The sequence below is a fragment of the Citrobacter sp. Cm038 genome, assembly GCF_030333105.1.
GTDB classification, from domain to species: domain Bacteria; phylum Pseudomonadota; class Gammaproteobacteria; order Enterobacterales; family Enterobacteriaceae; genus Citrobacter; species Citrobacter murliniae.
Genome location: NZ_JAOWGO010000025.1, coordinates 368,290 through 394,148 on the forward strand (window position 1 = coordinate 368,290; position 25,859 = coordinate 394,148).

Annotated in this window: 26 protein-coding genes; 21 read left to right on the top strand and 5 right to left on the bottom strand. The window is 49.0% G+C overall.

Annotated elements, in window-relative coordinates:
- Positions 1-374 precede the first annotated feature (374 nt).
- Together argH and OGY01_RS21185 are read left to right on the top strand one after the other, a co-directional pair.
- A complete protein-coding gene (gene argH, locus OGY01_RS21180) occupies positions 375-1,751 on the top strand; it encodes an argininosuccinate lyase (RefSeq protein WP_045441475.1) in 1,377 nt (458 codons plus the stop codon).
- Between the two features lie 62 nt (positions 1,752-1,813).
- Entirely contained in the window at positions 1,814-3,130 is a 1,317-nt protein-coding gene (locus tag OGY01_RS21185; protein WP_045441476.1) for an anaerobic C4-dicarboxylate transporter family protein, read from the top strand.
- A gap of 89 nt (positions 3,131-3,219) precedes the next feature.
- On the opposite strand, the gene OGY01_RS21190 is transcribed toward OGY01_RS21185, so the two are convergent.
- Positions 3,220-4,536 carry an anaerobic C4-dicarboxylate transporter family protein gene (locus OGY01_RS21190; RefSeq protein ID WP_081918197.1) on the bottom strand — a complete coding sequence of 439 codons (1,317 nt, stop codon included), beginning with the start codon at positions 4,534-4,536 and terminating at the stop codon, positions 3,220-3,222.
- A 145-nt stretch (positions 4,537-4,681) separates the two neighbouring features.
- Between OGY01_RS21190 and OGY01_RS21195 the strand changes: the two genes are divergently transcribed.
- The 5 genes from OGY01_RS21195 to OGY01_RS21215 all read left to right on the top strand — a co-directional run bounded on the left by OGY01_RS21195 (position 4,682) and on the right by OGY01_RS21215 (position 8,792).
- On the top strand, positions 4,682-5,338 hold the full coding sequence (locus OGY01_RS21195) for a FadR/GntR family transcriptional regulator (protein ID WP_048221693.1): 657 nt from the start codon (positions 4,682-4,684) through the stop codon (positions 5,336-5,338).
- Positions 5,339-5,416: 78 nt separating this feature from the next.
- Positions 5,417-5,773, top strand: a complete 357-nt coding sequence (locus tag OGY01_RS21200; RefSeq protein WP_045441478.1) for a YcgJ family protein — start codon at positions 5,417-5,419, stop codon at positions 5,771-5,773.
- Positions 5,774-5,959: 186 nt separating this feature from the next.
- A complete protein-coding gene (gene deoD / locus OGY01_RS21205; RefSeq protein ID WP_048221692.1) occupies positions 5,960-6,667 on the top strand; it encodes a purine-nucleoside phosphorylase in 708 nt (235 codons plus the stop codon).
- A gap of 38 nt (positions 6,668-6,705) precedes the next feature.
- A complete protein-coding gene (gene tsgA, locus OGY01_RS21210; protein WP_045441480.1) occupies positions 6,706-7,860 on the top strand; it encodes an MFS transporter TsgA in 1,155 nt (384 codons plus the stop codon).
- A 95-nt stretch (positions 7,861-7,955) separates the two neighbouring features.
- Positions 7,956-8,792, top strand: coding sequence for a nucleoside-specific channel-forming Tsx family protein (locus tag OGY01_RS21215; protein ID WP_045441481.1), 837 nt, complete (start codon positions 7,956-7,958; stop codon positions 8,790-8,792).
- 46 nt (positions 8,793-8,838) lie between these two features.
- Here OGY01_RS21215 and OGY01_RS21220 read toward each other — a convergent pair whose 3' ends face one another.
- The 4 genes from OGY01_RS21220 to dsbA form a co-directional block, all read right to left on the bottom strand.
- On the bottom strand, positions 8,839-9,525 hold the full coding sequence (locus OGY01_RS21220; protein ID WP_045441482.1) for a Crp/Fnr family transcriptional regulator: 687 nt from the start codon (positions 9,523-9,525) through the stop codon (positions 8,839-8,841).
- Between the two features lie 142 nt (positions 9,526-9,667).
- The gene (gene cbpM / locus OGY01_RS21225; protein ID WP_045441483.1) at positions 9,668-9,973 is read right to left on the bottom strand and encodes a chaperone modulator CbpM; all 306 of its coding nucleotides are present in this window, start codon (positions 9,971-9,973) and stop codon (positions 9,668-9,670) included.
- Positions 9,973-10,893 carry a curved DNA-binding protein gene (gene cbpA, locus OGY01_RS21230; protein WP_286493643.1) on the bottom strand — a complete coding sequence of 307 codons (921 nt, stop codon included), beginning with the start codon at positions 10,891-10,893 and terminating at the stop codon, positions 9,973-9,975. The genes cbpM and cbpA overlap by 1 nt, the downstream gene beginning before the upstream one ends.
- A gap of 216 nt (positions 10,894-11,109) precedes the next feature.
- Positions 11,110-11,733 (bottom strand): thiol:disulfide interchange protein DsbA, encoded by a 624-nt coding sequence (gene dsbA / locus OGY01_RS21235; protein ID WP_200042072.1) that lies wholly within the window; start codon positions 11,731-11,733, stop codon positions 11,110-11,112.
- Between the two features lie 412 nt (positions 11,734-12,145).
- Between dsbA and OGY01_RS21240 the strand changes: the two genes are divergently transcribed.
- The 14 genes from OGY01_RS21240 (at position 12,146) to OGY01_RS21305 (ending at position 25,793) form a co-directional block, all read left to right on the top strand.
- The gene (locus tag OGY01_RS21240; RefSeq protein ID WP_045441486.1) at positions 12,146-12,508 is read left to right on the top strand and encodes a hypothetical protein; all 363 of its coding nucleotides are present in this window, start codon (positions 12,146-12,148) and stop codon (positions 12,506-12,508) included.
- Positions 12,509-12,556: 48 nt separating this feature from the next.
- The gene (locus tag OGY01_RS21245; protein WP_286493644.1) at positions 12,557-14,437 is read left to right on the top strand and encodes a protein-disulfide reductase DsbD family protein; all 1,881 of its coding nucleotides are present in this window, start codon (positions 12,557-12,559) and stop codon (positions 14,435-14,437) included.
- On the top strand, positions 14,434-15,057 hold the full coding sequence (locus tag OGY01_RS21250) for a DsbA family protein (RefSeq protein WP_048221688.1): 624 nt from the start codon (positions 14,434-14,436) through the stop codon (positions 15,055-15,057). Before OGY01_RS21245 ends, OGY01_RS21250 begins: the two co-directional genes overlap by 4 nt.
- Positions 15,047-15,553, top strand: a complete 507-nt coding sequence (locus OGY01_RS21255; protein ID WP_045441489.1) for a protein disulfide oxidoreductase — start codon at positions 15,047-15,049, stop codon at positions 15,551-15,553. Before OGY01_RS21250 ends, OGY01_RS21255 begins: the two co-directional genes overlap by 11 nt.
- Before the next feature lie 195 nt (positions 15,554-15,748).
- Entirely contained in the window at positions 15,749-16,501 is a 753-nt protein-coding gene (gene nqrC, locus OGY01_RS21260; protein ID WP_045441490.1) for an NADH:ubiquinone reductase (Na(+)-transporting) subunit C, read from the top strand.
- 271 nt (positions 16,502-16,772) lie between these two features.
- Complete coding sequence (locus tag OGY01_RS21265) at positions 16,773-18,722, top strand: FTR1 family iron permease (protein WP_502873419.1); 1,950 nt, start codon at positions 16,773-16,775, stop codon at positions 18,720-18,722.
- A 29-nt stretch (positions 18,723-18,751) separates the two neighbouring features.
- Complete coding sequence (locus OGY01_RS21270; RefSeq protein WP_045441492.1) at positions 18,752-19,279, top strand: iron transporter; 528 nt, start codon at positions 18,752-18,754, stop codon at positions 19,277-19,279.
- Positions 19,280-19,480: 201 nt separating this feature from the next.
- Entirely contained in the window at positions 19,481-20,860 is a 1,380-nt protein-coding gene (locus tag OGY01_RS21275) for a Fe-S-containing protein (RefSeq protein ID WP_286493647.1), read from the top strand.
- A 2-nt stretch (positions 20,861-20,862) separates the two neighbouring features.
- Positions 20,863-22,146: an ABC transporter permease gene (locus tag OGY01_RS21280; RefSeq protein ID WP_200011931.1), complete on the top strand. Its 1,284-nt coding sequence runs from the start codon at positions 20,863-20,865 to the stop codon at positions 22,144-22,146.
- Complete coding sequence (locus OGY01_RS21285; protein ID WP_286493648.1) at positions 22,136-23,266, top strand: ABC transporter permease; 1,131 nt, start codon at positions 22,136-22,138, stop codon at positions 23,264-23,266. The genes OGY01_RS21280 and OGY01_RS21285 overlap by 11 nt, the downstream gene beginning before the upstream one ends.
- Before the next feature lie 4 nt (positions 23,267-23,270).
- On the top strand, positions 23,271-23,966 hold the full coding sequence (locus OGY01_RS21290) for an ABC transporter ATP-binding protein (RefSeq protein ID WP_286493649.1): 696 nt from the start codon (positions 23,271-23,273) through the stop codon (positions 23,964-23,966).
- Positions 23,953-24,438, top strand: a complete 486-nt coding sequence (locus OGY01_RS21295) for a TlpA family protein disulfide reductase (RefSeq protein WP_048221684.1) — start codon at positions 23,953-23,955, stop codon at positions 24,436-24,438. Before OGY01_RS21290 ends, OGY01_RS21295 begins: the two co-directional genes overlap by 14 nt.
- A gap of 24 nt (positions 24,439-24,462) precedes the next feature.
- Positions 24,463-24,951, top strand: a complete 489-nt coding sequence (locus OGY01_RS21300) for a hypothetical protein (RefSeq protein WP_045441500.1) — start codon at positions 24,463-24,465, stop codon at positions 24,949-24,951.
- A gap of 86 nt (positions 24,952-25,037) precedes the next feature.
- Positions 25,038-25,793 carry a sulfite exporter TauE/SafE family protein gene (locus OGY01_RS21305; protein ID WP_048221683.1) on the top strand — a complete coding sequence of 252 codons (756 nt, stop codon included), beginning with the start codon at positions 25,038-25,040 and terminating at the stop codon, positions 25,791-25,793.
- Positions 25,794-25,859: the final 66 nt, after the last annotated feature.

Below are 25,859 nucleotides of genomic sequence, written 5' to 3' on the forward strand. Positions count from 1 at the left end.
ATCGGGATTAATGAGAGACATCCATGTCTCTCACCGAAGGCCAGCCTGCTGATGGGCAAATTCGTTTCTGCTGCCCCCTCCAAAATAAACATACCCCCTTCAATTGTCGCCAAATAAAATAATCTCTATTCCATTTTTGCGCCTTTAATAAATGCAACTTTGAATCAAGTTACATTTAAATGTGATCTACATCTTATTTTTTAGCCATAAATGCGAAAGTAATAAAGCTTAATAAATATATTTAATATCTGTATAAATTGATTTAATGCCTTCATTTGTTGACAATTAAGATGGTGCTTTTGTAATCTGAGGACGAATTAAAACTGATTAAATCCAAATTTAACCATTCTGCAACACTTATACTGGAGGTTTTTATGTCTACGAAGTTATGGGGTGGGCGTTTTGATATGCCGACAAATAAACTAGTCGAATCATATAACGCGACCATTATGCTGGAGCAGCGTCTTTGCCCTTTTGATATTAAAGGGAGTATTGCGCACGCCACAATGTTGGGCCGTCAGGGAATTATTACTGAGAGTGAAGCAAATACCATCATTGGTGGCCTGAGGCAGGTAGATAAAGAGATTGAAGATGGGCAATTTGTTTTCGATACGGCTGATGAAGATATTCATATGGCTATTGAGAGACGAATGACAGAAATTATTGGTCCTGTTGGTGGGAAGTTGCATACCGGGCGCAGTCGTAACGACCAAACTACCGTTGACTCTAAAATGCATATGAGAGCAACAATTCGGGAAATTCAGCAGGATATTGTCAATCTTCAAAAAATTATCATCGCCAAAGCTGAAAATAATATTAATGCGATAATGCCTGGTTATACCCACTTACAAACAGGTCAGCCTATTCTTCTTTCACACTGGATTATGGCGTATTACTGGATGTTACGCCGTGACTGGACGCGATTCGAAGATCTCTATCAACGCATGGGTGAGTGTCCGTTAGGTGCGGCGGCCCTCGCAGGTACCACTTTCCCAATTGATCGTGAGTTTACCGCTCATGAATTGGGTTTTGATAAGCCAACAGAAAACAGTATTGATTCCGTAAGTGACCGCGATCATATGGTCGAGTTTACCGCAGCCGCAGCGGTATGTTTTATGCATCTCACCCGTCTTTCAGAAGAACTGGTTTTATTCTCCAGCCAGGACTTCAAATTTATTGAGCTTTCTGATGATTTTTGTACGGGCTCCAGCATCATGCCACAGAAAAAAAATCCTGATGTTGCTGAGAAAATGCGGGGTAAAGGTGGCCGTATGTACGGAAATCTGATGGCAATGCTGACCATCATGAAAGGGATCCCTCTCGCCTATAATACTGATATGAGTGAGGATAAAGAGCAGGTCTATGATTCTATGGATACTCTGCAAACCAGCCTGAAAATTATGGCTCCTATGCTCGAGAAAATGACTGTTCTTTCGGAGAATACTCGCGGTGCCGCTGCCAGAGGATTCTCTAATGCGACTGATATGGCAGATTATCTTGTCCGCAAAGGGATCCCATTCAGGGAGGCCCATCATATTGTTGGTAGTGCAGTGAATTACTGTATTAAACATAAAAAGATGCTAGAAGAACTCACATTAGAAGAGTTCCATTCTTTTGATGATAAAATTGAGAACGATATTTACGATAGCATCTCCTTAGAATCCTGTATTAAAGCGAGAATGTCTTATGGCGGAACCGGACCTGATGCAGTTAAAAAACAAATTGAAAATGCCAAGTCTTATTTAAAGTAATCCCTGTCATAATAATCAATGCCTCCCGGGTGCAATATTCGGGAGGTGCTTTAAGGTGAAAAATGGACGCTTTATTCTTTATACAATTATTTATTGTGCTCGCCTGTATTGGTATCGGTGGGCGCTATGGCGGAATGGGGCTCGGTGCGGGTGGTGGGCTTGGTGTAACAATATTAGTTTTAGGTTTTGGACTAAAACCCTCCGCACCATCAATTACGGCCATGTTAATTATTATTTGTGTTATTGGGGCAGTGAGTATATTGCAGGCCGCAGGTGGGCTTGATTATCTTGTGCGTGTGGCTGAAAAATTACTGCGTAAAAAACCTCAGGCTATTACGTTTGTTGCGCCAATATTAACTTCCATATTTACACTATTCTGCGGTACCACGTACGTTGCATTCTCATTGTATCCTGTTGTTGCTGAAGTTGCGGCGGAGGCGAAGGTTCGTCCAGAACGAGCGTTATCTGCAACTGTTATTGCTGCCAGTGTTGCGGTCGCAGCCAGCCCGATGAGCGCAGCTACCGCAGGGATGCTTGCTATTTTGCATGAATATGCCGGCATTACTCTTGGACAGATACTGACAATTGCTCTCCCTTCATTTTTTATGGCGGCAATTGTTACCAGTTTTTCTGTCTACAAACGCGGTAAAGAGCTGGAAGATGATCCAGAGTTTCAGCGCCGTGTTGCTGCTGGTGAATATGAGTTCATGCATAATGAGCAGAAAAAAGAGTATGTTGCTACGCCAGGTGCCAAAAAAGGCGTCGCGATATTTGCAGTTGGCGTGATGTTGGTGCTCATCCTGGGATCTTTTACCGGACTTCTGCCTTCATGGGATGGGAAAAGGCTATCAACGCCAATGGTTATTCAGATGATCATGCTGACAGCCGCGCTGTTTATTATGATTGTCAGCAAAGTCCCCAGTAATACGTTCAATACGGGGTCTGTCTTCCGCGCAGGTCTAATGGGGGTGGTAGCAATCCTCGGTGTTTCATGGATGACAGCGACCTTTTTTGATGCCTACCAACCAGAACTGATAAAAGTGTTTGGGGGGATTGTTAGTGGTGCTCCGATGCTCTTTGGCGTGGTTGTTTTCTTGTTCTCCCTTGTTATTATGAGCCCTGCTGCAACGGTTGCTGCTATTATGCCGTTAGGTGTTACGCTAAATATTCCCGCGCCGTTTCTAATCGCAATACTTGCCTGTACATGTGGAGACTTCATTATTCCAGGTGCCAACCAAATTGGTTGTGTTGCGTTTGACAGGACAGGTACGACTAAAATAGGGCGGTTTGTTATCAACCATAGCTACATTCGCCCGGGTTTTGTTATGGTCATTTCTCAGGTTATTTTTGCCTACCTGATTGCACAGGTTGTCCTTTAAAGTTTGCGTAGTAAATCTAATTACAGGCATCCTCTTCTGTGCTTCATCAGAAGGGGATGCCTTGCAGACTTTCACCAGTCGCTTCGGCGCTACGCCAGTAAATTAGAAATGAGAAAGCAGAAAATGGTTGAGGCGAGAACGGTAACCAGACCTGGTAACATATAGCTGTGATTCACTACATACTTACCAATACGTGTTGTTCCTGTACGGTCGAAAGCAACACAGCCAATCTGCGCTCCCCCCGGAATAATGAATGATCCGCAGGTTACCGGAAGCAAGGCAATTAATGTTTCTGCCGGATATCCCATTAACACACCCGCAGGCAGTAATGCCACAGCCGTCGCTGCCGGACTGTAAATCACAGCGGAAAGACCGAACACAATAATGCCAAACAGCACCGGATTATGAAAACCGTGGAAAGCGGTGTTAAATAATTCGTGCCATGCCTCAAAGAAGGAGTTCATCATCCATGACAGACCAAATATGGCGACCACTCCCACCAGTCCTGCTTTAAATACAGATCCTGAGTCGAGTTTTGAAGGCGAAATTCGGCACACCATCATAATAATACATGCTGTTGTCAGCATAATTATCTGCAACGTTGTCGGGATGCTCATGCGCTCCATCCCGGTACCGTTATTCCACACCGGACGTAATTCAGGAATTGACCCCATAACGACAACCAGGATGATACCGGTAAGGAAAATCAGCAATCCTCTCTTTGCCTCTTTTGTCACCATGCTGGCAGTGCGTTCTTCAGCCTTTATTGACTCAAACTCACCTTCCGCAATCCTGCGCTGAAATTCAGGATCATCTTCGAGTTCATGACCTCGTTTAAAGACAAACAAACAGCCAACAAGACAGCCAAGAAATGTGCCGGGGACTGTGACAGACAGGATATCCAAAGCCGATACATGTAATCCGGCAAGAACGGCGATTGTTCCGGTAACGACTGCACTTACCGGGCTGGCAATGAGACCGAAATTAGCGGCAATAACTGACATCGACATTGCTCGCTCTGGCCGAACCCTGGCATCGGCTGCAATTTCTGCAATCACCGGATAAACGGAAAAAGCGACATATCCTGTCCCGCAAATAGCGGTAAAAAGGTAAGCAACAGCAGGGCCCAGAAAGGTTATTGCACCTGGCCATTTCCTTAGGATCCGCTCCGCCATAGTAACAAATAAATCAAGACCGCCAGCTGCCTGAAGAATAGTGATACACGTGATAACAGCCAGAATGATGGAGATGACTGTTATCGGAGGAGAATCGGGGGGGAGTCCAAATCCAAAAGTCAGGATTGCCAGTCCTAACCCACCCGCAGCACCCAAACCAATCCCGCCAAAACGCCCGCCTATACCAATACATGTAAGAACTATCGCAAACTGAGTTACGAATAACATCATAATTAATTCCTTTTTATTAACAAATAGCTTAATATAATTTGAATAATAAGGGGTTATAATCTTATCATAACAATAAAATAATTAACTCAACTTATTGTATTATTTATACTTACGATTGTTTCGGTACCTTAATCTGAGAGTGTATATGGATAAGAAAAACGAACTATTTGAAAATATTAAAAATTATCTGCTTGATGATGCAAACCGAGATGCTGATGGACGTATCGAAACAGAAACTGAGCTTGCAATTCGTTTTAATACATCAAGATATAAAGTTCGCCAGGCGCTCGGGACGCTTGTGCAAATGGGAATGCTTGAGCGCGCTCCCCGACGGGGTAGTGTGTTAAAAAATGTGGGTTCTCATAACATAAATAACCAACTGTTGATGCAGTTTGACCTGTCCGGGTTTGATATCTCAGAGTTTACTGAGGCAAGGATCTTAATCGAGTGCGCTATCATTCCTCTGGCAACGCGAAGAATTTTTCCAGCAATGCTGTCAAAACTTGAAAACGAACTCCGGCTTATTGAGGAAAACGCTGACAATCCGCAGGAAGCTGACCGTCATGACAGGGATTTTCATTTACTCCTGCTACAGGCGAGTGGCAATCGTGTCCTGCAGGTTTTTTCTGACGTTCTGATTACCTACTTTGAAAAAACCAGAGAGTCATTACCCGCCAACGACCGCCAGTATTTCATTGATACAGCGACGAAACAAAGAGAGATCCTGGCGCATATTAAAAAGGGTGATGCACAGGCCGCCTCGGAGTTGATGAGAGCGCATTTACTGGAAAAGCGACTGTAAATATTACGCCCGGGTGTCATTCCGTTCGGATGAGAGAAGCAGGCAAAAGCGGCTGGCGAAGAATATAAGGAGAGAAAGATGATAAAAGTGTTGGGCCTGCTGGCAGTGAGTGTTCTGTCATTGCCAGTGAACGCAGCGACAGTTGAGCCATACAGTCCGGCCCCGGGCGTGCTGTGTGATAAATCGATCTGTGCCAATAAGCACGGTATATCGGTGGCGCTGACCACCAGGTATGTCGGCAAGAAGCAGGGCGAAAAGCTGGCAGCGGCCGGGCAATTTGATACAACCGCTTTTACATTCCGGGGCGGTCTGTTTTGTGACACCAATGAGCGTCTGTGCCGGGACGATCGCTATTTTGGTCCGGACGGTAAGCGTAGCGGAAAAGTGAACCCCCATTATACCGCGTTACTGTTTGGTCACGCTGATAAGCCCTGATATGACATGATGTCCCCCCGTGACTGTCGCGCGGGGTGGCGGTGTTTTCCCCGGACGGCAACGCAACAACAATAACTCTCAAAAATGAGAGGCCGATCCTCTCAGCAGGACTTTTGTCCTCAATTCTCTGCATACGTCTGGTTACAATCCCTGCATATCTTCAATATAAATGATTCAGGAATTGTTATGACTGCACATATTAATGCCAAACCGGGTGATTTTGCTTCAACTGTTATTATGCCTGGTGATCCGTTACGCGCTAAGTTTATTGCTGAAAATTACCTGGTAGATTACCGGGAAGTTACCAACGTGCGCAATATGCTGGGTTATACCGGATACTATTTCGGACAACCTGTTTCAGTAATGGGTCACGGTATGGGAATACCGTCGATGACGTTATATGCACATGAGTTGGTACATGATTTTGGTGTCCAGAGAATTATTCGGGTGGGTAGTCTGGGGGCAACACAGCACCATATTAAAATGCGCGATATTATTCTTGCCGTCGCAGCCGGAACGGACTCAGTCACGAATCTGAAACGTAGTTCTGGCTATACAATGGCAACATCGGCACACTTCCCATTATTACAACAAGCATGGATTCTGGCGCAAAAAGCGGGCATTGATATCAAAGTCGGAAATGTTTTCAGTGGCGATCTTTATTACGATCCTGATGATAATTTAATTCCTGCACTGGAGAAGTTTGGTGTTCTGGGAGTCGATATGGAAGTGGCTGGATTGTATGCCTTAGCACATCAGTTTGGGATTGAGGCGCTGGCGATTTTAACCGTGTCCGATCACTGCCTGACGGGAGAAGAAACGACTGCGGAGGAACGGCAATTAACCTTTAATAATATGATTGAGCTGGCACTGAATACAGCAGTTACAGCTTAGCGAAGAAATTTTATTGAACCAATCAGGGATGTCTTTATATGAAGAATAAAATAGCACTTACGCTGATTAGTTTTCTGGCAAATTTTATTATGGCAGGGTTTGCCAGTCAGTTTGGTATGCTGATTGAACCGATTGCAATGCGTTACAATGCCGATGTGAATGCTGTCGCATCTATTTTTTCGTTACTGAACGGAGGGGCATTAGCGGGCACGATCGCCGCTTTTTTCCTGATTGAAAAAGTCGGTGTAAAACGTATGACGTTAATTATCTATTCGATAGTTTTCCTGTGCGCACTGACAATGCATTTAAGTAGTGGTTTATGGCCAGTGATGGTCGCTATGACCCTCGTCGGTTTTTGTGGCGGTATTGGCTTATGCGTGGCAGGTACGATCGTGGTTTCTGTCTGGCAGGATCGTATTCAGAGTACGATGCTGGTGGTACAGGATGCTACGTTTAACGTTGCGGGGGTGGTTTTCCCGTTGATTACGACCTTCGCGCTAACCCACAATATGTCATGGAGTTACAGCTACCTTAGCGTTGGTATGGTGGCCTTACTGACCCTTGGGATTGTGGCACTAACTCGCTTTGCAGCTTGCGAAACAACACATGTTTCTGGCCAGACAGAAGCGGTGAAGTCAGAGTGGAATCCTGGGATTATCAGCGGTGGGATTGGTCTGTTTTTAGGTATGTTGGCGCTTTATACCTTCCTGACATGGGCACCTCTGTTTGTTAAGAATAAATTTGGTATTCCATTTGAAGAAGCCGGAAATATTATTACTCAGTATTGGGGGGCCGCACTGGTCGGCGCGTTAGTGTCAACCGGGATTGTTGCCCGCGTGAAGATACATTATTTCCTGTTAAGTATTATTTTGCTGGCTTGTATTATCACTACGATCATTGTAACGAAGAAAGATATTTCAGGGTTAGATTATCTGGCCTACAGTTATGGCTTTGTGTGCGCCGCACTGTATAACTCCTTTATTGCTTACGGTGTTTCTTTTGTGAAGCGTGCAAGTAGTCAGAACGTTTCTTACATTTTAATTAGCGGTAGTGCAGGAGCAATGTTTAGCCCGGCAATCAGCGCGGTAATGGAAAAAACGATGGGATTGCAAAAAATTATGTACGCAATACCAGTATTGTATTTGGTTATTTTTATCATGTTGCTGGGAACACTGAAGCTCAAACGTCAATAATTATTGCAAAACACTTACCTTCCTCTAATTAAGAACTATCGCCACACAACTATTCTGTGTGTGGCGCCGTTCAATCTTTCTCAAAGGAATTGAATATGTTGCGGAAAAATATATCAATGATTAAAAATCTGGTGGTTGGCGCTGTTATGAGTATGGGGTGTGCCCATGCTGTTGCTGCTGATTATACTGATGGCAATATTCGGAAGAATGATTTCAACTGGATGCAGATGAATTTAATGCAAAGCGTTGATGCTAAGGTTCCTTATGGCATTCGCAACGACACGTATCTTGAACTGGAATTTGGTGCTCGCTCTGGTATTGTCGATCTTTATGGTTACGTTGATTTCTTTGATGTTTTTGATAGCAAGCATGACGATCGTCACGGTGGTGATAACTTTTTTGCCAAAATATCACCGCGTTTTTCACTTGATGCCATCTTTAACAGAGATTTATCTGTTGGCCCGTTTAACGAATTCTATATCTCAACCGTGAACAACATTGGTGACCGGGAATTATTCGAACATTATATCGGCCTGGGAACAGATGTTAAGGTACCGTGGTTCGGTATGGTGGGGATGAACCTCTACGCTCACTACGTTCGTGAAAACTATGGTGCAGATAACGAAGGTAAGTGGGATGGCTACATGTTTTCAACAAACTGGTCGACGCCGTTTTATCATTTCGCCAATGGCAGCTATTTAAACTATCAGGGGTACTTTGACTACCAGTTTGCTGCCAATAAGATTGCTGATCAGGCGTTGTACAGCAACAACGCGATTGAATGGTATAACGGCATTTACTGGCATTCAGAGCACTACGCAGTGGGTTACGGATTAAAGTATTTCCGTAATATGGCATTGATGGAAAATCACGGCGGAGCAGGGCGTACAACGGGTATCGGCCATTACTTCAGCCTTACCTATAAGTTCTAATTGTTGTTGACGGACACGCCAACATTCCGGACCCGGTGTTGGTGTGTCAGTCGATGATGTCGTTTCCCAGAAATTGCCGTAGCCCATCCAGATCTTTGATTTCCAGGCCTTGCTTTGTTTGCGTTACCAGGCCTGCATCAGTAAGCGCTTTAACCGCCCGTCGGTAGACCCGGTCGGTAGTGCCGAATCGCTCAGCTTCCTGATATTTTTTACTGAAACCATCCATGGGTTGCTTGTTTTGATGCTGTCGATAAAGATCGTAAGCCACGTTATGCACGATCGGATAGAGCATCCGGTGCAGGAAAATTTCCAGCATATCCTGGTAGTCGACAGCCATTGCGCTGGCGAAGAAGATTGCCAGTCTGGGGTGCTGATTTAACGCTTCTTCCAGCCGATCGCAACTACATACCGCAACGGTGAGCGGCTCTTCGGCCACAATATCAAGCTGGCAGCGATAGCCCGTAAAGAACTCCATCTCACCAAAAAGTTGTTCGTCACACTCCATCGCGCCAAGTTGAAAACGGCGACCATTCTCAGCGCTGTAACGCAGAGAGATTCTTCCTGATTGCACCATAATCAGACGGTCGACAACCTGCCCCTGATGATAGAGATACTCATCCTCATGAATGAGCTGTGTCTCTGATAGCAGTTCCTGGAATGTCTTCTCGATAAAGGCATCATCTTGCTGCCAGATGTTATGAAAACGGCCTTTTGTGAGTGGTTTAAGCTGCATGGCTCAACGTCTTATGCTTTAGGATAATTCTTACCTCAGAATGTATGCTATCTGCCGGTTAATGTCATTAACGCTGGGGGGGGACTGACGGGAGAAAAAAGGGGCAGAGCGATGCTGCCCCCGGTGACTGGCAATAAATGCGTCATGGATGAGAGATAAAGCGGGACAGACGCTGTCTCAGCAAGCGGTTTTCCTGTCGTAAATGTGCGTTCTCTTCCAGTAATGTCAACGCAACGGCTATTCCTGGCCAGTCAAGCTCCAGCTCCTGGCGCAGGCGCAAAGCGCGCTGCACAACGGCCAGGGCATGATCGTCAAACTGCCAGTGGGCAGTCTCGTCTTCACGGGGTTCTATTACCCCTAAACCGACAATCTCATTAAGTTCCTCTGCAGAAACGCCGGTGTGCAGACAAAACTCGGTAATAGTAAAGGTGACGGTAACGTTAGCCATTATGCTTTCCCCCACTCTTTGCGCGGATCAAAGGACTTCTGTGCCTCTGCCAGCTGTTGCCACAGTGCGGCGCTGTTGTCGTCAGGTTTTGGTGGCATCACGATTTTGATCACTGCATACAGGTCGCCGGTATATTTTTTGCTTACCAACCCCTTGCCCTTAATTCGTAAACGCTGCCCGGCCTGGCTACCAGGTGGGATAGTCAGCAGAATGCTCTCTTTGAGGGTGGGTACGGTAACTTTCGCGCCCAAAGCGGCTTCCCACGGGGCGAGGGGAACGACAATTTCCAGATCCTGATTAACAATGTCAAACAGCGGATGAGGCGCAATATGAATGACCAGCCATAAATCGCCGTTCGGTCCACCGTTCTCACCGGGAGTACCCTGGCCTTTCAAACGAATGCGTTGGCCGTTACCCACGCCGGCCGGAATTTTCACGTTCAGCGTTTTCGGAATTTCGCGCTCTACCAGACCAAAAGCATTGTATACCGGCAGGCTGTAACTGATGGTACGGCTATGCTCAGTAAGCGTTTCTTCGAGAAAAACGGCAACTTCGATTTCGATATCGTGACCCCGACTGGCATGACGCTGCCGTGAATGGTGAGCATGCTTGCCAAAAATAGAGGAGAAAATGTCGTCGAAGTCTTCAGCATTGTAATTCTGTCCATCGCCCTGCTGGAACTGACGGTTGAACTGCGGGTCGTTGCGGTGCTGCCACAACTGATCGTACTCGGCTCTACGTTGTTCATCGCTCAGTACTTCCCATGCTTCAGCAACTTCTTTAAAACGGGCTTCGGCATCGGATTCTTTACTGACATCGGGATGGTATTTGCGGGCGAGTCGACGATAGGCGGTCTTGATTGTCTTGAGATCGTCCGTCGGTTTCACGCCCATGATGGCGTAATAATCCTTTAATTCCATAGCGCTCTCTCGTGTAAATCAACACATAGAAGAAGGATACCTCTGGGGAAAGGCATCTACCAATAAGTTTAGGGTAATCCTCATAAGGGTGAATGCCAACCATGACATGAAAGGAGGAGAAGACGATATGACAAGGAACAGGCATTACACCACCAACAGTCACCAGAGAGGGGCTGGATCCTGTTGTGTGGTGCGTATAACGGTATTAACTCAACATCAGGGGCGGGAAATAAGATACTGGACAGTGTCAGCGTAGCTCTGCACAAAAGAATTTACGTCATCTGAATTTAATCCTTTAGGATTAATCATATATTTACCCTTGATAAAGATTGCGGGTACGCCTTTTAAATCTACAGCTTTAGCCAGCTCTTGTTGTTTGGCTGTCAATGATTTCACGGCAAAACTATTCCATGCTGCGTCATAATCACTGGCACTCACACCGGCGTTGATAAATATATTGCGAATATCGTCCACTGTTTTAATGGTTTGTTTTTTCTGAACGGCATCAAACAGTAAAGGTTTGACTTTATCTTCCACGTTTAACAACATGGCAACTGACCAGGCATGCGTCATGTCTGGTCCCAGAGGACCTAAAAAGTCGACATGATACTCGGTGAGTTTGACATCAGCGGGCAAGACTTTTTTCACGTTATCAGTCACTTTGAAAACTTCATCATACTGATAGCAGGAGGGACAATAGAAGGAGAAAAACTTCAGTGCTGCTGGTGCTGCAGGTACGGGTTTCTCCAGTGAGATGAACTGCTTGCCATCGGTAAATGATGCGGCTTGAGTGCTAACGGTAAAAAGTAAGCCGATCAGGGGTAATAAATATTTTTTCATTTCCATATACTCTGAATAACATTTAACAAACAAAGCGTTTTTATAATGGACAAGATATTAGTCCGTTTAATTATAATATTGTTTTTATTGAGAAAATGCTCCAGTCCTTACTTTCATTTACGCATCAATACGCGAAAGTACATTTTTAATATTTTCTTATAATCTGTCACGGGGTTTTCTCGGAGATGCCTCGAAAATAATGAATAATACCTGTGGTGATATTTTCATGTTGTTTTATTAGAGGTGTCATTTTTGATTGTGAAATTATTGCTGGCATTGATTATTATTTCGTGGCCGGGTGTGATAATGAACAGCAGATGTTAATCTCCGGTACCGACATAACTTTACAGCGTAAAGGTTGCCAAAACCTCACCAGTGGCTAAGATAACTCGCGTCAATCAGTGAGGGTATAATGGCGAAACGTCAACGGATGGGATGGTGGTTCCTCTGCCTGGCATGTGTTGTGGTGATAGTTTGCACCGCGCAACGCATGGCGGGTCTGCATGCGTTGCAGATGAATACCGCCGCCACTGCTGTCGTCGCGAGCGCGCAAACGGATACCGATGACGCCTCACCCGTTACCCCTTGTGAATTGAGCGCGAAGTCGTTACTGGCGTCGCCGCCTGTGCTGTTTGAAGGGGCGATTCTGGTGCTATGCCTGCTTCTGTCGCTGTTAGCGCCAGTGCGGGCTTTTCGTCTGCCTTTTTTCCCACCGCGAGCCATCTCGCCGCCCACGCTTAGGGTTCATCTCAGATTCTGTGTCTTCCGTGAATGACCAAACCGTTGTTGCTGACTGTTAGATAATCATTCACGGAGAAAAAATATGATGACTGTTTTCAGGCAGGCGCTGTTCTGTCTGTTATTGCTATGGCTGCCCGTATCCTGGGCGGCTGACATCGGCTGGCTGCGTTCACCCGATAACGACCATGCCAGCGTCCGGCTGCGTGCCGATGCATCTGCTGAAGGGCAAACCCGTCTACTGCTGGATGTGAAGCTGGAAGATGGCTGGAAAACCTACTGGCGTTCGCCGGGAGAGGGCGGTGTCGCGCCGTCTGTCACCTGGAAAGGTGAAATGCCCGCAGTGGATTGGTTCTGGCCAACGCCTGCGCGCTTTGAGGTCGCCAATATCACTACCCAGGGGTATCACGATAAGGTGACATTCCCGATGGTGGTACACGGCACGCTGCCAGCCACGATCAATGGCGTATTGACGCTATCAACGTGCAGCAATGTCTGCCTGCTGACGGATTTTCCTTTTTCCGTAACACCTTCTGTTCAGGATCCGACATTTGCGCATGATTATGCCCAGGCAATGGGGCAGATCCCGCTTGCCAGCGGCCTGACAGATACGGTCAGCGCAGGGGCGCGGGCTGGAGAGTTGGTGGTCGAAGCGCACCGCGCGGGAGGCTGGTCTACGCCCGGACTTTATCTGGATACCGTCGATGATGTGGATTTCGGTATGCCGCAAATCCGCATTGATGGAGACACGCTGCTGGCGACAGTACCTGTCCATGACAGTTGGGGAGAAGGCGCGCCGGATTTACGCGGCAAGTTGGTCACGCTGGTCCTGGCCGATAATGGCGTTGCGCAGGAAAGTCGACTTGCTATTGGAGATGCTCCGGCTGTGGATACCGCCGCACCTGCGATGTGGCAGGTGGTTGCGATGGCGCTGCTGGGTGGTCTGATCCTGAACCTGATGCCCTGTGTGCTACCGGTTTTGGGCATGAAGCTGGGTTCAATTTTGCTTGTCGAAGAGAAAAGTCGTCGTCAGGTTCGCCGTCAGTTTCTGGCGTCGGTGGCCGGAATTCTGGTCTCATTTATGGCCCTGGCATTGCTGATGACGGTACTGCGTATGACCAATCAGGCACTCGGCTGGGGGATCCAGTTCCAGAGCCCGTGGTTTATTGGCGTTATGGTGCTGGTAATGCTGACGTTTAGCGCCAGTCTGTTCGGATTGTTTGAATTCCGGCTTCCTTCCACAATGACAACAACGCTGGCTACTCGCGGTGGCAACGGTCTGGCAGGGCATTTCTGGCAGGGCGCTTTTGCTACGCTGCTCGCCACGCCGTGCAGTGCACCGTTTCTCGGGACCGCGGTAGCGGTGGCGCTTACGGCTTCACTTCCAACTCTATGGGGACTTTTTCTCGCACTGGGGCTGGGCATGAGCTTGCCATGGCTGTTGGTGGCTCTCCGACCGGGTCTGGCATTGCGGTTACCACGTCCGGGGCGCTGGATGAACATCCTGCGACGTCTTCTGGGGGGGATGATGCTCGGCTCTGCTATCTGGCTGGCAACGTTACTGCTCCCGCATCTGGGTGTTTTCACACAAAGTGCAGTGAAAGAGAGTGTGAACTGGCAACCGCTTAGCGAGCAGGCCATCGACGATGCGCTTGCCCAGCATAAGCGCGTATTCGTTGATGTAACGGCCGACTGGTGCATTACCTGTAAGGTAAATAAATACAACGTATTGCATAAAGAAGACGTCCAGGCCGCACTGCAACAGCCTGATGTAGTGGCGTTACGCGGCGACTGGACGCTGCCTTCTGAAGCCATCACCGCATTTCTGAAAAAACGTGGCCAGGTTGCTGTGCCGTTTAACCAAATTTATGGCCCCGGTCTGCCGGAAGGTCAGGCGTTGCCAACATTGTTAACCCGCGATGCGGTGTTAAAAACACTGGCAGATGCCAAAGGAGTCAATCCATGAAGATCCTGATTGTTTTGCTGTTAGCCCTGTTTTCAACCGTCAGCGTAGCGAAAGAGCCTGCACCGTTTACGCCGGAACAGGAAAAGCAAATTGAAGCGCTCATTCAGGAAGCGCTGTTTAACGATCCTGACAGCCCGCGTATTGGTACAAAGCAGGCGAAACTGACGCTGATAAACTTCACCGATTACAACTGTCCGTACTGCAAGCAACTGGATCCTATGCTGGAAAAAATTGTGCAAAAGTATCCTGACGTGGCGGTGGTGATTAAACCGCTGCCGTTTAAAGGGGAAAGCTCCGTACTGTCGGCGCGGACTGCGCTGACAACGTGGCGCGAGCATCCGCAGCAGTTTCTGGCGCTGCATGAAAAACTGATGCAGAAGAGGGGCTACCACACGGCTGCCAGTATTAAGCAGGCACAGGAAAAAGCCGCAGCCACTCCGGTAAATCTGGATGATAAAAGTTCAGAGACACTGAGCACTAACCTGCAACTGGCGCGGCTGGTGGGTGTGCGGGGAACGCCGGCTACGATAATTGGTGATGAGCTTATACCAGGCGCTGTGTCGTGGGAAACGCTTGAAGAAGTGGTCAAAGAAAAACTGGCGGCTGCCAATGAGCGGTAAACTGCGTCGTTGGCTGCGCGAAGGGCTGATCTTACTGGCGTTGTTAGCCGGGGCGATGCTGCTGATGGATGTATGGCGCGCGCCTCAACTGCCAGCATCGTTTGACAGTACGCCTTTGCAGACGCTGGATGGCGAAACCGTCACCCTCGCCGCACTCAGTAATGAGGAGCCGGTGCTGATCTATTTCTGGGCAAGCTGGTGTGGTGTGTGTCGCTTCACCACGCCGGAAGTCGCCAGGCTGCGATCAGAAGGGGAAAACATTATGACCATCGCGCTACGTTCCGGCAGCGAAGCGGATGTTGCTCACTGGCTGTCGCGCAAAGGTGTGGCATTTCCGGTTATTAACGATGCTGAGGGCACAATATCCCGCAGTTGGGATATTAGCGTCACTCCCACGCTAGTGGTGATGTCGCAAGGTCGTGTGGTATCGACAACCAGTGGCTGGACCAGCTACTGGGGGATGAAGATACGGCTGTGGTGGGCGAAAACGTGGTGATTTTTGTGCCGGGGAAACCCGGCATTTTTTATACGATAAAATGGCAGTAAAAACATGTTGTTCTGATATTAAAGCTCAAAGCTATATCGTAATGATTATATAGTTTTCATCGCTTCTGTAGTTGCAAATCTACAAAGGTAATGGCATACCTGAAGGCGTTTTAAATATCTTATTTCTTACAGGGATTATAGAAGAATGCACAAGGGTAAAGTTATTGTTGCATCAATGATGGTGTTTTGTGTCCTTATTTTTATTGCCGCTATTGCCTGGTTTATGGTGTTCCAGGGGGAAGTCACCGAACCGACCAGTGAAGAGAAAAATGCCGCCATTCTGCATGCTGCGGGCTTGCTAAAATCAGATGCACAGGATGAAAAAACTATAAATAATTTATTTCAACGTTATATTTTAGCGCGAAAGGTCAATCTGGATTCCGGGGAGTGGGTAGCTGACGATGCCATAACGCAAGGATGTAAGAAGCTCGCTCCGGAGCATGATCCCGCCAGGATCCACCAGCGCTGCGTAATTGCAGATGTTTATCTGGTGAAAAATAAAAACAATAAAATTCAACAAATTATAATTCCTGTTTTCGGTAAAGGGGCGAAGTCTATGATGCACGCCTTCCTTGCTCTTGACCTTGACGGGCGTACAGTTAAAAACCTGTATTACTACCAGCAGCGGGAAACTCCTTTTTTGGGGGCCAGAGTGGAAGATGAGAACTGGCGTAAACAATGGCCGGGTAAAAAAGTGGTTGATAATAACGGGAAGCCGGCGCTGAGAATAATTCAGGAAAAACCAGAGCATATCGATGAATATACGGTAGATGGTATTTCTGGTGCGACTCTGACATCGACGGGTGTAGAGAAAAGTATTAACTACTGGACAGGCGAACAGGGTTATGGTCGTTTTCTACAACGTATTACTCGTGATCCTGATATAATGATGCCCTGACACTTTTTGTTTTAAATAACGTTTTCCCTCATGCCCGCTGTCGGCTTCATTTGTGTCAGCGAGTATGGGGGAACGCTATTCTGCACGGTGTATAAATACTCCTGAATTAACGGCTTCATTAATAAATCCTGCCAGCCTCAACTTCGTATCCATCACATTTTATGAAATAAATTTACATAACTTGTCACCCGTTGACATTTTTATGATCCAGGTCATGTACAACGCAGTCAAAAATCGATAATGATAATAATTATCATTTGTATTTTACGGGATGCGTACCGTGCGTAAGTTCTGCTCTTTCCTGCTGTTCACTTTGTGTGGCTTGCTTGTAAGCCTTCACGTATGGGCTGCAACAAACTATGCCCCCTTTATTGAGGATGTCGAGCAACGTCTTGATAAAACGGCAGAACTTTACTCTCAACAGCAAACTGATGAAGCGCGTCGCACGGTGCAAATGGCCTACTTTGAGGTATTCGAAAACCTTGAAGGTCCGATTCGTATCAACATTTCCGCCAGCAAGAGTTATGAGATGGAAAGCGCTTTCGGTGAGATCCGTCGCATGATTGGCGAAAAAAAATCTCTCTCTGACGTGCAGGCTAAAATCGACTGGCTGAAGGCATCGCTGCGTGAAGTTGAACCTGTGCTGGATGGCGGGCATCGCCTGGTTGCCGAAGAGCAGCACAATGCGTTTTCCAGAACCGATATCGCCGTACACTGGCAAGAGAGTTTCCGCACTATCGACGATTTGCTGGCCCAGGCAGTAAATAACTATCAGGCCGGGAATCTCAGCGTTGCCAGTCAGCACGTTCAACAGGCGCACTATCAGGGTTTTAAAAACTCAGAGATGGAAATGTCGATCAGACAGAATCGATCGGCAAAAGACGCAGCAGCGATTAATCAGCAATTTTCTGCGCTGATTGCGCTCACCGCGCAGCCGGATCACCTCAATGATGTTTCTTATCAGGTCACAACGTTGTTACAGGATATTGAGGATCTTCTGCCCGGTCTGCCCACTACCCGTGACGAACAGCAGGTTGCAGCGTCGCAAAATACGGGTAACGCTCCAGCGGCAGAGGATGACAAAGCGCGCGCAGACTGGGCTGCGGTGTCGATGGGTATCAATCAAAGTATTCAGGAAGCGATTGCCCGCTATCAAGGGGGCGATGCGAAGAATGCCATTCTGGATGTGCAGGACAGTTACTTTGACCGCTTTGAAGCCAGCGGTATGGAAAACAAAATAGGCTCCCGTGACTCAGCGTTTAAAACCACGCTGGAGGCTTACTTTACGCGTCTGGTTAGCCTGATGAAAGCGGGTCAGCCAGTGGAAAGGCTCAACGCAGAAGCCAGCGCACTGGAGCAGGATCTACAAAAAGCGGTGGCGATGTTGGGAGAAGGCGAAGAGACCCAGTGGAGCCTGCTGCTCTATAGCCTGATGATCATTGTTCGCGAAGGGCTGGAAGCACTGCTTATTGTGGCGGCTATCGTGGCCTATATGGTGAAAAACAATCACCAGGATAAGTTACCGCTTATTCGTCAGTCGGTGATTGTCGCGCTGATCGCCAGCGTCATTACCGCTGTGATATTCCAGCTTCTGTTCACTAATTCTGGCGCCAGTCGTGAATTGCTCGAAGGCATAACGATGCTGATTGCCGTCGTCATGCTGTTCTTCATGAGCTACTGGTTACTGTCTAAGGTCGAAGCACGCCACTGGAAAGCCTGGCTGGAAGGAAAGCTGTCCCACTCACTTTCCCGTGGTTCACTGGTTGGACTGTGGCTGACCAGCTTCCTGGCTGTTTATCGCGAAGGGGCGGAAACCGTGCTGTTTTACTACGCCCTGGTCGGGGATGCGAATGATGTTTCCGGCCATATGGCGATTGCTGCAGGTTTTGTTATCGGCTGTGTTGTTCTGCTGGCCGCCTGGCTGCTCATGCGCTACTCGGTAGTACGCCTGCCGTTGAAGCCGTTCTTTATGTTTACCGGCAGTTTTATGTACCTGATGGCCTTTGTGTTTGCGGGCAAAGGGGTTCTGGAACTGGTGGAAGGCAAACTGTTCCAGCCGACGTTGATTAACGGCTTCCCTGAAATCAGCTGGTTGGGAATTTATCCCTACATGGAAACGTTATTACCGCAGGCCGTATTGCTGCTTGCAGCGCTGGTGGCGCTGTGGGTGATGCGGCGGAAAAGCACAGTCCCTGGGGAAACGATAAAAAATAATCTATAGCTGTTATTTAAGACGAGAGGATATGTCTGATGACCATGAAGAAAACCCTGATTGCCAGTGCAGTGATGGCCAGTATTTTCACTGCTCCGGCTGCGTTTGCCTTTAAGGAGTATCCGGCAGGCGAGCCTGTCACCATGAATGAGATGGAACTGGCTGCTGTCTATCTGCAGCCGATCGATATGGAGCCGCGCGGCATGGGGTTACCGGCAGCAAAAGCCGATATTCACCTTGAGGCGGATATTCACGCAGTGGAAGGCAGTAAAAATGGTTTCGGCGCAGGCGAATGGATCCCTTATCTGACCATCAGTTACACCTTAATTAACAGTGATACAGGTGAAAAACAAGAAGGTACCTTCATGCCGATGGTCGCCAGCGATGGTCCTCATTACGGCGCGAACATCAAAATGATGGGTGTGGGTAACTACAAAGTGACCTATCACATCGAACCACCGTCAAAAGCAGGTATGCACCGTCACACAGACAGTGATACGGGTGTTGGTCGCTGGTGGAAGCCATTTGATGTGAGCTATGAATTTAAATACGTTGGCCTGAACTAAGCGCTTTTCCCATCAGGCTGCTTTATTTGCCATTTTGGACCGGGCAGTGCTCACATCCCTAAGTACGACATGTACCCACGGTATGTTCTGCGCTGCTCATCTCCCAACTGACCGCAAGCCTGAACGTTTGATGGGCAGGCTCTACATTATCGATGTACCTGGATAGTTACATCATTCAATCCGCCGTACAGAGTCGATGTTATGAGTTATTTTTTTGTCACGACGCTACAGGTTTTTTTCTGCATTGCGCTGCTCTCCGGGGTTCTGTGGAGTCGCAACGATCCTCCTTCTTTACGCCCACTCGTCTGGACCTTATTCACAGGCTTGATCGTTGGCGTGCTGGCGGGACTCACACTCCGTGGCACGCAGCCGGCGCAATTGCTGCTGGTCGGCACCGAAGTGATGATCACGCTGTTGTTTGTGTTGAGCTTCTGGTGGGTATCAAACCGCATTCGCTACCTGTGGCAGGGTATCCTTGTGTTTGGCGCTGCTCGACACTGGGCGCTGGATCCTAACCTTGGCGGATTAACCAGTACCCATGTGCTAAATACCGACCTGCTGCTGAATCTGACGGCAATGCTATTGGCTTTTGCGATCCTCTGCCTGGCGGGAGTGCTTTGCGCCATGCTGTTACGGCGTATTCGCGGGCTCTACTGGCCGTTAACACTGATCCTGATGGTCATGATTTGGCTGCCATTAAGCGGCAATCTACTGCTGTTGTTAATGAAGCTGCAGGTGCTACCGCTGGCAAAATCGCTATTGAGCTTCGTGGCCAAAGTGACAAACAACGCGGCGTTATATAACTGGTTGGGAGCTGCTCTATTGCTTGTTCTGGCGCTGTGCTGGGTACCGGCGCTGCTGCGTGCTATCCGCCTGACGCGTGAAACCGATGAGCCGATTGCTCATCGACTGGCACTGGCGCATCGTCGAAATGCGTTCCGTCTCTGGCTGGTGACGCTGGGATGCGCGGTGGTTGTGATCGCCGGACAACTGTGGTGGGAAAAAGTCGCATCTCAGCCGCCGCAGTTATCAGAAGCAGTTCCGGTACAACTTGCCAGCGATGGCATGGTACATCTGCCGATAGAACAACTCCGTGATGGCAAGTTGCACCGCTTTGTCTGGGTGGCAGACGACGGTAAAGCTGTACGTTTTTTCGTGATTAACCGCTATCCCGACAAATTGCGTTTGGGCGTGGTTTTTGACGCCTGTCTGCTTTGTGGCGATCAGGGCTACGTGATGGAAGGGAATCAGGTTATCTGCGTGGCCTGCGGGGTACACATTTTCATTCCTTCGATTGGTAAACCTGGCGGTTGTAACCCGGTGCCGATTGAAAACTGGCGTAATGATGAGAAAGAGCTGGTGATCCCGGGTAAAGAGCTGGCAGCGGGCGTGAATTACTTCTCGACGGTCATGACCATTAATGTGACCGATCCGGTTGATGGTTCCCGGTTGACGAATACCTCGGCTGACTACAAATACAGCTATGGTGGCAAAACCTGGTTCTTCTCGTCTGAAGCAAACTACGACCGCTTCCGTAACACTCCGGAACAGTTCGTACCTGCCGAACTGAGGGAGGAGTAACAATGCTGTGGCGAATGTTACGACAATCCTGGGGGCGCAATCTCCGGCGCAAGGGACTGGCTATTGTGACGGTATTTCTCGCATCCAGCCTGATCTCTGCACTGCTGGCGGTGTCGATTGATATTGGCGATAAAATGTCCAGAGAGCTGAAGTCTTACGGTGCCAATATTTTGATTGAACCCGCCGGGCAGGCGGCGTTGCCTGCGCTTTTCAGTGAAAACAGTAACCCACTATCGGGGCAGGATTTCCTTGATGAAGCGGAACTGCCAAACATTAAGGATATCTTCTGGCGTAACAACATTGTCGGCTTTGCCCCTATGCTCGGTGGTGAAGTCGACGTTGATGGCAAAGAGGTACGTATTCTTGGCACCTTCTTCAGCCAGCCGGTGGATATTCCAGATGAAGAAGGGTTTGAGACGGGGCAGAAAACAGTGAGCCCGTTCTGGCAGGTTACTGGCGACTGGCCTCAGGAGCCCGCAGGCGATGCCCCTCAAACTCTGGTGGGACATGCCCTGGCACGACAAACGGGCTGGAAGCCGGGCGATCAACTGGTAATACGTAACGGTAAAACAACATTGACCGTGACAGTCAGCGGAATCCTCTCCAGCGGCGGAGATGAAGATAACCAACTGGTTATGCCATTGAGCACGGTGCAAACGCTTCTCGGTTTACCAGGCAAAGTGCAGGCCATTCGCGTCTCGGCGTTGACGGTGCCGGAAAACGAGCTTTCGCGCCGGGCGCGTGAAAATCTCGACGCATTGAATGCTGAAGAGTACGACCTTTGGTACTGCACGGCCTATGTCTCGTCTATTGCGCATCAACTGGAGGAGGCTATTTCCGGGGCAGAAGTCCGTCCTGTGTGGCAGGTTGCCGCATCTGAAGGTGTCGTTATCGATAAAATTCAGTTGCTGATGGGGGTTGTAACCGTCGCAGCACTGGCAGCTTCGGCAATGGGGATTGCGTCACTGATGACCAGCACCATTATGGAACGCGCTAAAGAGATCGGCCTGATGAAGGCGCTTGGAGCACATCAGTGGCAAATCATGCTGTTGTTCTATCTTGAAGCGGCTTCCAGTGGACTGGCCGGAGGGGCATTGGGATGCGTAGCCGGATGGGGAATGGCGAAAGCGATTGGCTTGATGCTATTTGATGCGCCATTGAATTTTGCCTGGATTGTAGTGCCCTGTGTATTGGTGATTGCGGTACTAATTGCCCTGATTGGCACCTGGTTCCCGGCTCGGCGCATTGCTCGTCTGTATCCTGTGGAGGTGCTGTATGGCCGCTAAACGCACAATGCTCTGGCTACTGGTATGGCGGGCTCTGCGTCTGCGCTTTCAGCGGGTTAGCGTGGTATTTGCCGCATTGATGGTGGGGGCAACCATCGTGACCGCGCTATCTGCGGTGTGGTTCGATATCAATACCAAAATGAGTGAAGAATTGCGTACCTTTGGCGCGAATTTCTACATCGGGCCAGGCCACGGCTCCAGCATGACACAGCAAGAGTTGCAGACCATTCTGGATCAGGCACCACAAGGTCTGGTTCACGGAGCCAGCCCATGGCTATACGGTATGGCGCGCACTGAACTGGAGAAGGTGGTCATTGTCGGCGTGTGGTTTGAATCCTTGCAAAGGCTGGTGCCGTACTGGCAGGTACAGGGGAGTTGGATTGGTGTCAGCTTTGACGATCGCAATGCGATGATTGGCGTCAAACTGGCGGAACGTCTTAGTGTCCAGCCGGGCGATAGCATCACCCTGGTGGATCACAATCAACGTAAAAACCTACAGATTAAAGGCATTGTTGAAGCCGGTGATGCGACAGATAACATGCTGATTGTGAGTCTTGACGTGGCGCAGGCGTGGCTGCATCAGCCCGGTAAAATCAGCCATGGGCTGATGAGTGTCAGCAACGATGTCGGTCAGGTGGAAAACTATGCTAACCGCTTGCAGGCTCAATACCCGGATCTGGAGATCCGTCCAATACGGAAAGTCTCTGCTTCAGAAGGACAGGTACTGGATAAGATAAAAGGGTTAATGGGGCTGATATCGGTGGTGATCCTTGCATTGTCCTCTTTGTGTGTGAACACCACGCTGATGGCCATTGTTGGTGAACGCGCCCGTGAGTTTGCTCTGCAAAAAGCGTTGGGTGCCAGCAACGGTGATATTGTCCGGCAAATTCTCCTGGAAACCTGCATTATCGCGCTGGCTGCGGTGGTTTGCGGGTGGATCTTAGGGTATCTGTTGGCCCAATTGCTGGGGCTGACCGTATTCAATGCTGCAATTTCGCTACGCTGGCCAGTGCTGCCTGTCACCCTGACGTTATCTTTACTGGTCGCCATTCTGGCGGCGATTGTTCCGGTCCGGCGCGCGGTCAGTGTCGAACCCGCAAAAGTGTTGAAAGGAGAGTAACGCCATGTCCGTTATGCAGACCCCACCAATGGCGATTGAAACCCGCCATTTATATAAACGGTTCGGCGATGTTACCGCCTTAGATGACATCAACCTGCAAATAGTGCAGGGCGAGTTTGTCGCTATTATGGGCGCGTCTGGTTCAGGTAAAACGACATTGATGAATATTCTTACCTGCCTGGACACCGCGACAGAAGGTCAGGTGTTTTTAGATGGGATTGATGCCGCCGCACTGGATGAAGAGGGGCGGCGCCGTTTTCGCGCTGAAAAAATAGGGCTGGTGTTCCAGCAGTTTCATCTGATCCCGTTTTTAACCGCGCTGGAGAATATCATGCTGGCACAGCACTACCACAGCGTGGTCGATGAAGCGGCGGCAAGAAAGGTTCTGGAACAGGTGGGGCTTGGGCATCGCGTGACGCACCTGCCGAGTCAGCTTTCCGGAGGAGAGCAGCAACGGGTGTGCATTGCCCGGGCGCTGGTCAATGAGCCGCCGGTGATTTTTGCCGATGAGCCCACGGGTAACCTCGATGAGGAGAATGAACAGCGGGTACTGAATCTGCTCACCGACCTGCATCGCCAGGGGCGCACGATTGTGATGGTGACACATAATCCGGCGCTTGGGTTGTTTGCCGATCGTATTATCCGCCTGCAACATGGCAAATATCAGGGCGAGGAGGCTAATCAACATGCGCTGGACTAACGTATTAATCCTCGCCGTTTTGGTTCTGATGAGCGGATGTAAAGAAGAGAAACTGGCGGTTGGGCAGCAAGCCCCGGCGCTGGCAACGTTCGACATGCAGGGAAGAGAATCCGGGCTTGAACACTGGCGTGGGAAGGCTGTTTATCTTAACTTTTGGTCGGCGGGGTGCGGCGGCTGTCTTGCCGAAATGGACGCGCTGGAAGCGCTGAGTAAAAAGTGGGGCGATAAGGTGGTGGTCGTGGCGGTGAATACCGATCCAGCGACGGTGATGATTGATGGCTTACTGGCGAAACATCAGGTTTCTTATCCGGTACTTCGCGATCAGCTTAAGATTTCCCAGGAGCGTTATCAGGTCATCGGTACGCCAACCTCTGTGTTGATTGATCGGGAAGGTCGCGTGCTGGAATTACACCAGGGGATGCGGAAACCGCCTGAGTTAGAGGCTACGTTTGCGCGTCTGGCAGCCCTATAAACGCGATACAGGGAGAAGCGCTAAATGGCATTTAGGTGGAATGAAGAGAGTCTGACCGTCCTGCGTGAAAACGCAGGAGTTCTCACAACGGAGCAGATTGCGCAGATGCTTTGCACCAATATTACGGTTGTGCGTAATATGGCGTATCGACTGAAAATCGGCCTGCGGGTGTCGGCTTACAATCAAAAACGCATTGAACAGGTACAAGCTCTCTATGCGTCTTCTGAACCATTAAATCTGAAAGAGATTGCTGCAAAAACCGGGCTGACGTTCAGTACTGTGCAATACATTGTGTATGTAAAATTAAAAAGTAAACCGTATACCACACGGGAATATGTCTCCTTTGAAACCGATGACGCAGTTCATTATCGGATACAAAAAGAGTTCATTGATACTGAGCGTTCCCTTTTACACAACATTCCAGATAACACGCGCTTTCATCAATTGTACCTTACCGACGGGACCTTATATTGTGTGCGTAATATCCGTCGCGAAGTGATTATTTCCGAATAACCGGATGGCATATTTCGTCGCCCGACGAAGCAAGCATTACTATTAGCGTACAAACTGGCTTATCTTCTATTGCGGGAAAGTGAAGAATGGCCAATGTATATGCGAATGACCCCTCCCTGGTAATAATGATTGCTGCTACGTTTGTGCTGGCGGGCATGGTGAAAGGCGTAACCGGCATGGGGTTGCCCACGGTGGCTATGGGGATCCTCGGCTCGCTCATCTCTCCGGTTGCCGCTGCGGCAATGCTGCTGTTGCCTTCTCTGATAAGCAATGTGTTTCAGTTTGGCGGCGGGGGTAATACAGGCAGGTTGCTGCAACGGCTGTGGCCAATGTTGTTGATGGTCGTCATATCCACTCTGCTTGCCAGTGTCTGGATCACCGCGGGCAACACGACCCGAACTCAGTTTGCGCTTGGCGTGGCGCTGGTTGTCTATGCCGTCTGGACGCTGGCGGGAAAGAAAATCGCCGTGGAACCGCAACGTGAAAAACCGCTTTCCCTCGTCATTGGATTTGTGACCGGTTTATTGACCGGTGGCACTGGTGTCTTTGTTATGCCTGCTGTGCCATGGATCCAGTCTTTGGGGTTTGAAAAAGATGAGCTGGTGCAGGCGCTCGGGATCTCTTTTACCTTTTCGACGCTGGCTCTCGCGTTGGGTTTGTGGTGGCACAATGCATTGCCCATTCAGTCGCTGAGCTTATCGGCGTTTGCCATTATTCCTGCGCTGCTGGGCCAGTGGGTAGGAACCCGTGTGCGGCGGCTGATTTCTCCTGTGGTGTTTAAACGCTGTTTTCTGTTCTGCCTGGTAGGGCTGGGTGTGGAAATGATGCTGCGCGCGGCGTGAGTCCAGCTATGACTTTATGGTGATTTCATGGCATGTTAATTCCAACGATCAGGCGGTGGGGGGAAG

Coding starts and splice junctions, on each gene's coding strand:
- argH (WP_045441475.1), top strand. CDS start 375: ATGTCTACGAAGTTATGGGGTGGGCGTTTTGATATGCCGACAAATAAA.
- OGY01_RS21185 (WP_045441476.1), top strand. CDS start 1,814: ATGGACGCTTTATTCTTTATACAATTATTTATTGTGCTCGCCTGTATT.
- OGY01_RS21190 (WP_081918197.1), bottom strand. CDS start 4,536: ATGATGTTATTCGTAACTCAGTTTGCGATAGTTCTTACATGTATTGGT.
- OGY01_RS21195 (WP_048221693.1), top strand. CDS start 4,682: ATGGATAAGAAAAACGAACTATTTGAAAATATTAAAAATTATCTGCTT.
- OGY01_RS21200 (WP_045441478.1), top strand. CDS start 5,417: ATGATAAAAGTGTTGGGCCTGCTGGCAGTGAGTGTTCTGTCATTGCCA.
- deoD (WP_048221692.1), top strand. CDS start 5,960: ATGACTGCACATATTAATGCCAAACCGGGTGATTTTGCTTCAACTGTT.
- tsgA (WP_045441480.1), top strand. CDS start 6,706: ATGAAGAATAAAATAGCACTTACGCTGATTAGTTTTCTGGCAAATTTT.
- OGY01_RS21215 (WP_045441481.1), top strand. CDS start 7,956: ATGTTGCGGAAAAATATATCAATGATTAAAAATCTGGTGGTTGGCGCT.
- OGY01_RS21220 (WP_045441482.1), bottom strand. CDS start 9,525: ATGCAGCTTAAACCACTCACAAAAGGCCGTTTTCATAACATCTGGCAG.
- cbpM (WP_045441483.1), bottom strand. CDS start 9,973: ATGGCTAACGTTACCGTCACCTTTACTATTACCGAGTTTTGTCTGCAC.
- cbpA (WP_286493643.1), bottom strand. CDS start 10,893: ATGGAATTAAAGGATTATTACGCCATCATGGGCGTGAAACCGACGGAC.
- dsbA (WP_200042072.1), bottom strand. CDS start 11,733: ATGAAAAAATATTTATTACCCCTGATCGGCTTACTTTTTACCGTTAGC.
- OGY01_RS21240 (WP_045441486.1), top strand. CDS start 12,146: ATGGCGAAACGTCAACGGATGGGATGGTGGTTCCTCTGCCTGGCATGT.
- OGY01_RS21245 (WP_286493644.1), top strand. CDS start 12,557: ATGATGACTGTTTTCAGGCAGGCGCTGTTCTGTCTGTTATTGCTATGG.
- OGY01_RS21250 (WP_048221688.1), top strand. CDS start 14,434: ATGAAGATCCTGATTGTTTTGCTGTTAGCCCTGTTTTCAACCGTCAGC.
- OGY01_RS21255 (WP_045441489.1), top strand. CDS start 15,047: ATGAGCGGTAAACTGCGTCGTTGGCTGCGCGAAGGGCTGATCTTACTG.
- nqrC (WP_045441490.1), top strand. CDS start 15,749: ATGCACAAGGGTAAAGTTATTGTTGCATCAATGATGGTGTTTTGTGTC.
- OGY01_RS21265 (WP_502873419.1), top strand. CDS start 16,773: ATGCGTACCGTGCGTAAGTTCTGCTCTTTCCTGCTGTTCACTTTGTGT.
- OGY01_RS21270 (WP_045441492.1), top strand. CDS start 18,752: ATGACCATGAAGAAAACCCTGATTGCCAGTGCAGTGATGGCCAGTATT.
- OGY01_RS21275 (WP_286493647.1), top strand. CDS start 19,481: ATGAGTTATTTTTTTGTCACGACGCTACAGGTTTTTTTCTGCATTGCG.
- OGY01_RS21280 (WP_200011931.1), top strand. CDS start 20,863: ATGCTGTGGCGAATGTTACGACAATCCTGGGGGCGCAATCTCCGGCGC.
- OGY01_RS21285 (WP_286493648.1), top strand. CDS start 22,136: ATGGCCGCTAAACGCACAATGCTCTGGCTACTGGTATGGCGGGCTCTG.
- OGY01_RS21290 (WP_286493649.1), top strand. CDS start 23,271: ATGTCCGTTATGCAGACCCCACCAATGGCGATTGAAACCCGCCATTTA.
- OGY01_RS21295 (WP_048221684.1), top strand. CDS start 23,953: ATGCGCTGGACTAACGTATTAATCCTCGCCGTTTTGGTTCTGATGAGC.
- OGY01_RS21300 (WP_045441500.1), top strand. CDS start 24,463: ATGGCATTTAGGTGGAATGAAGAGAGTCTGACCGTCCTGCGTGAAAAC.
- OGY01_RS21305 (WP_048221683.1), top strand. CDS start 25,038: ATGGCCAATGTATATGCGAATGACCCCTCCCTGGTAATAATGATTGCT.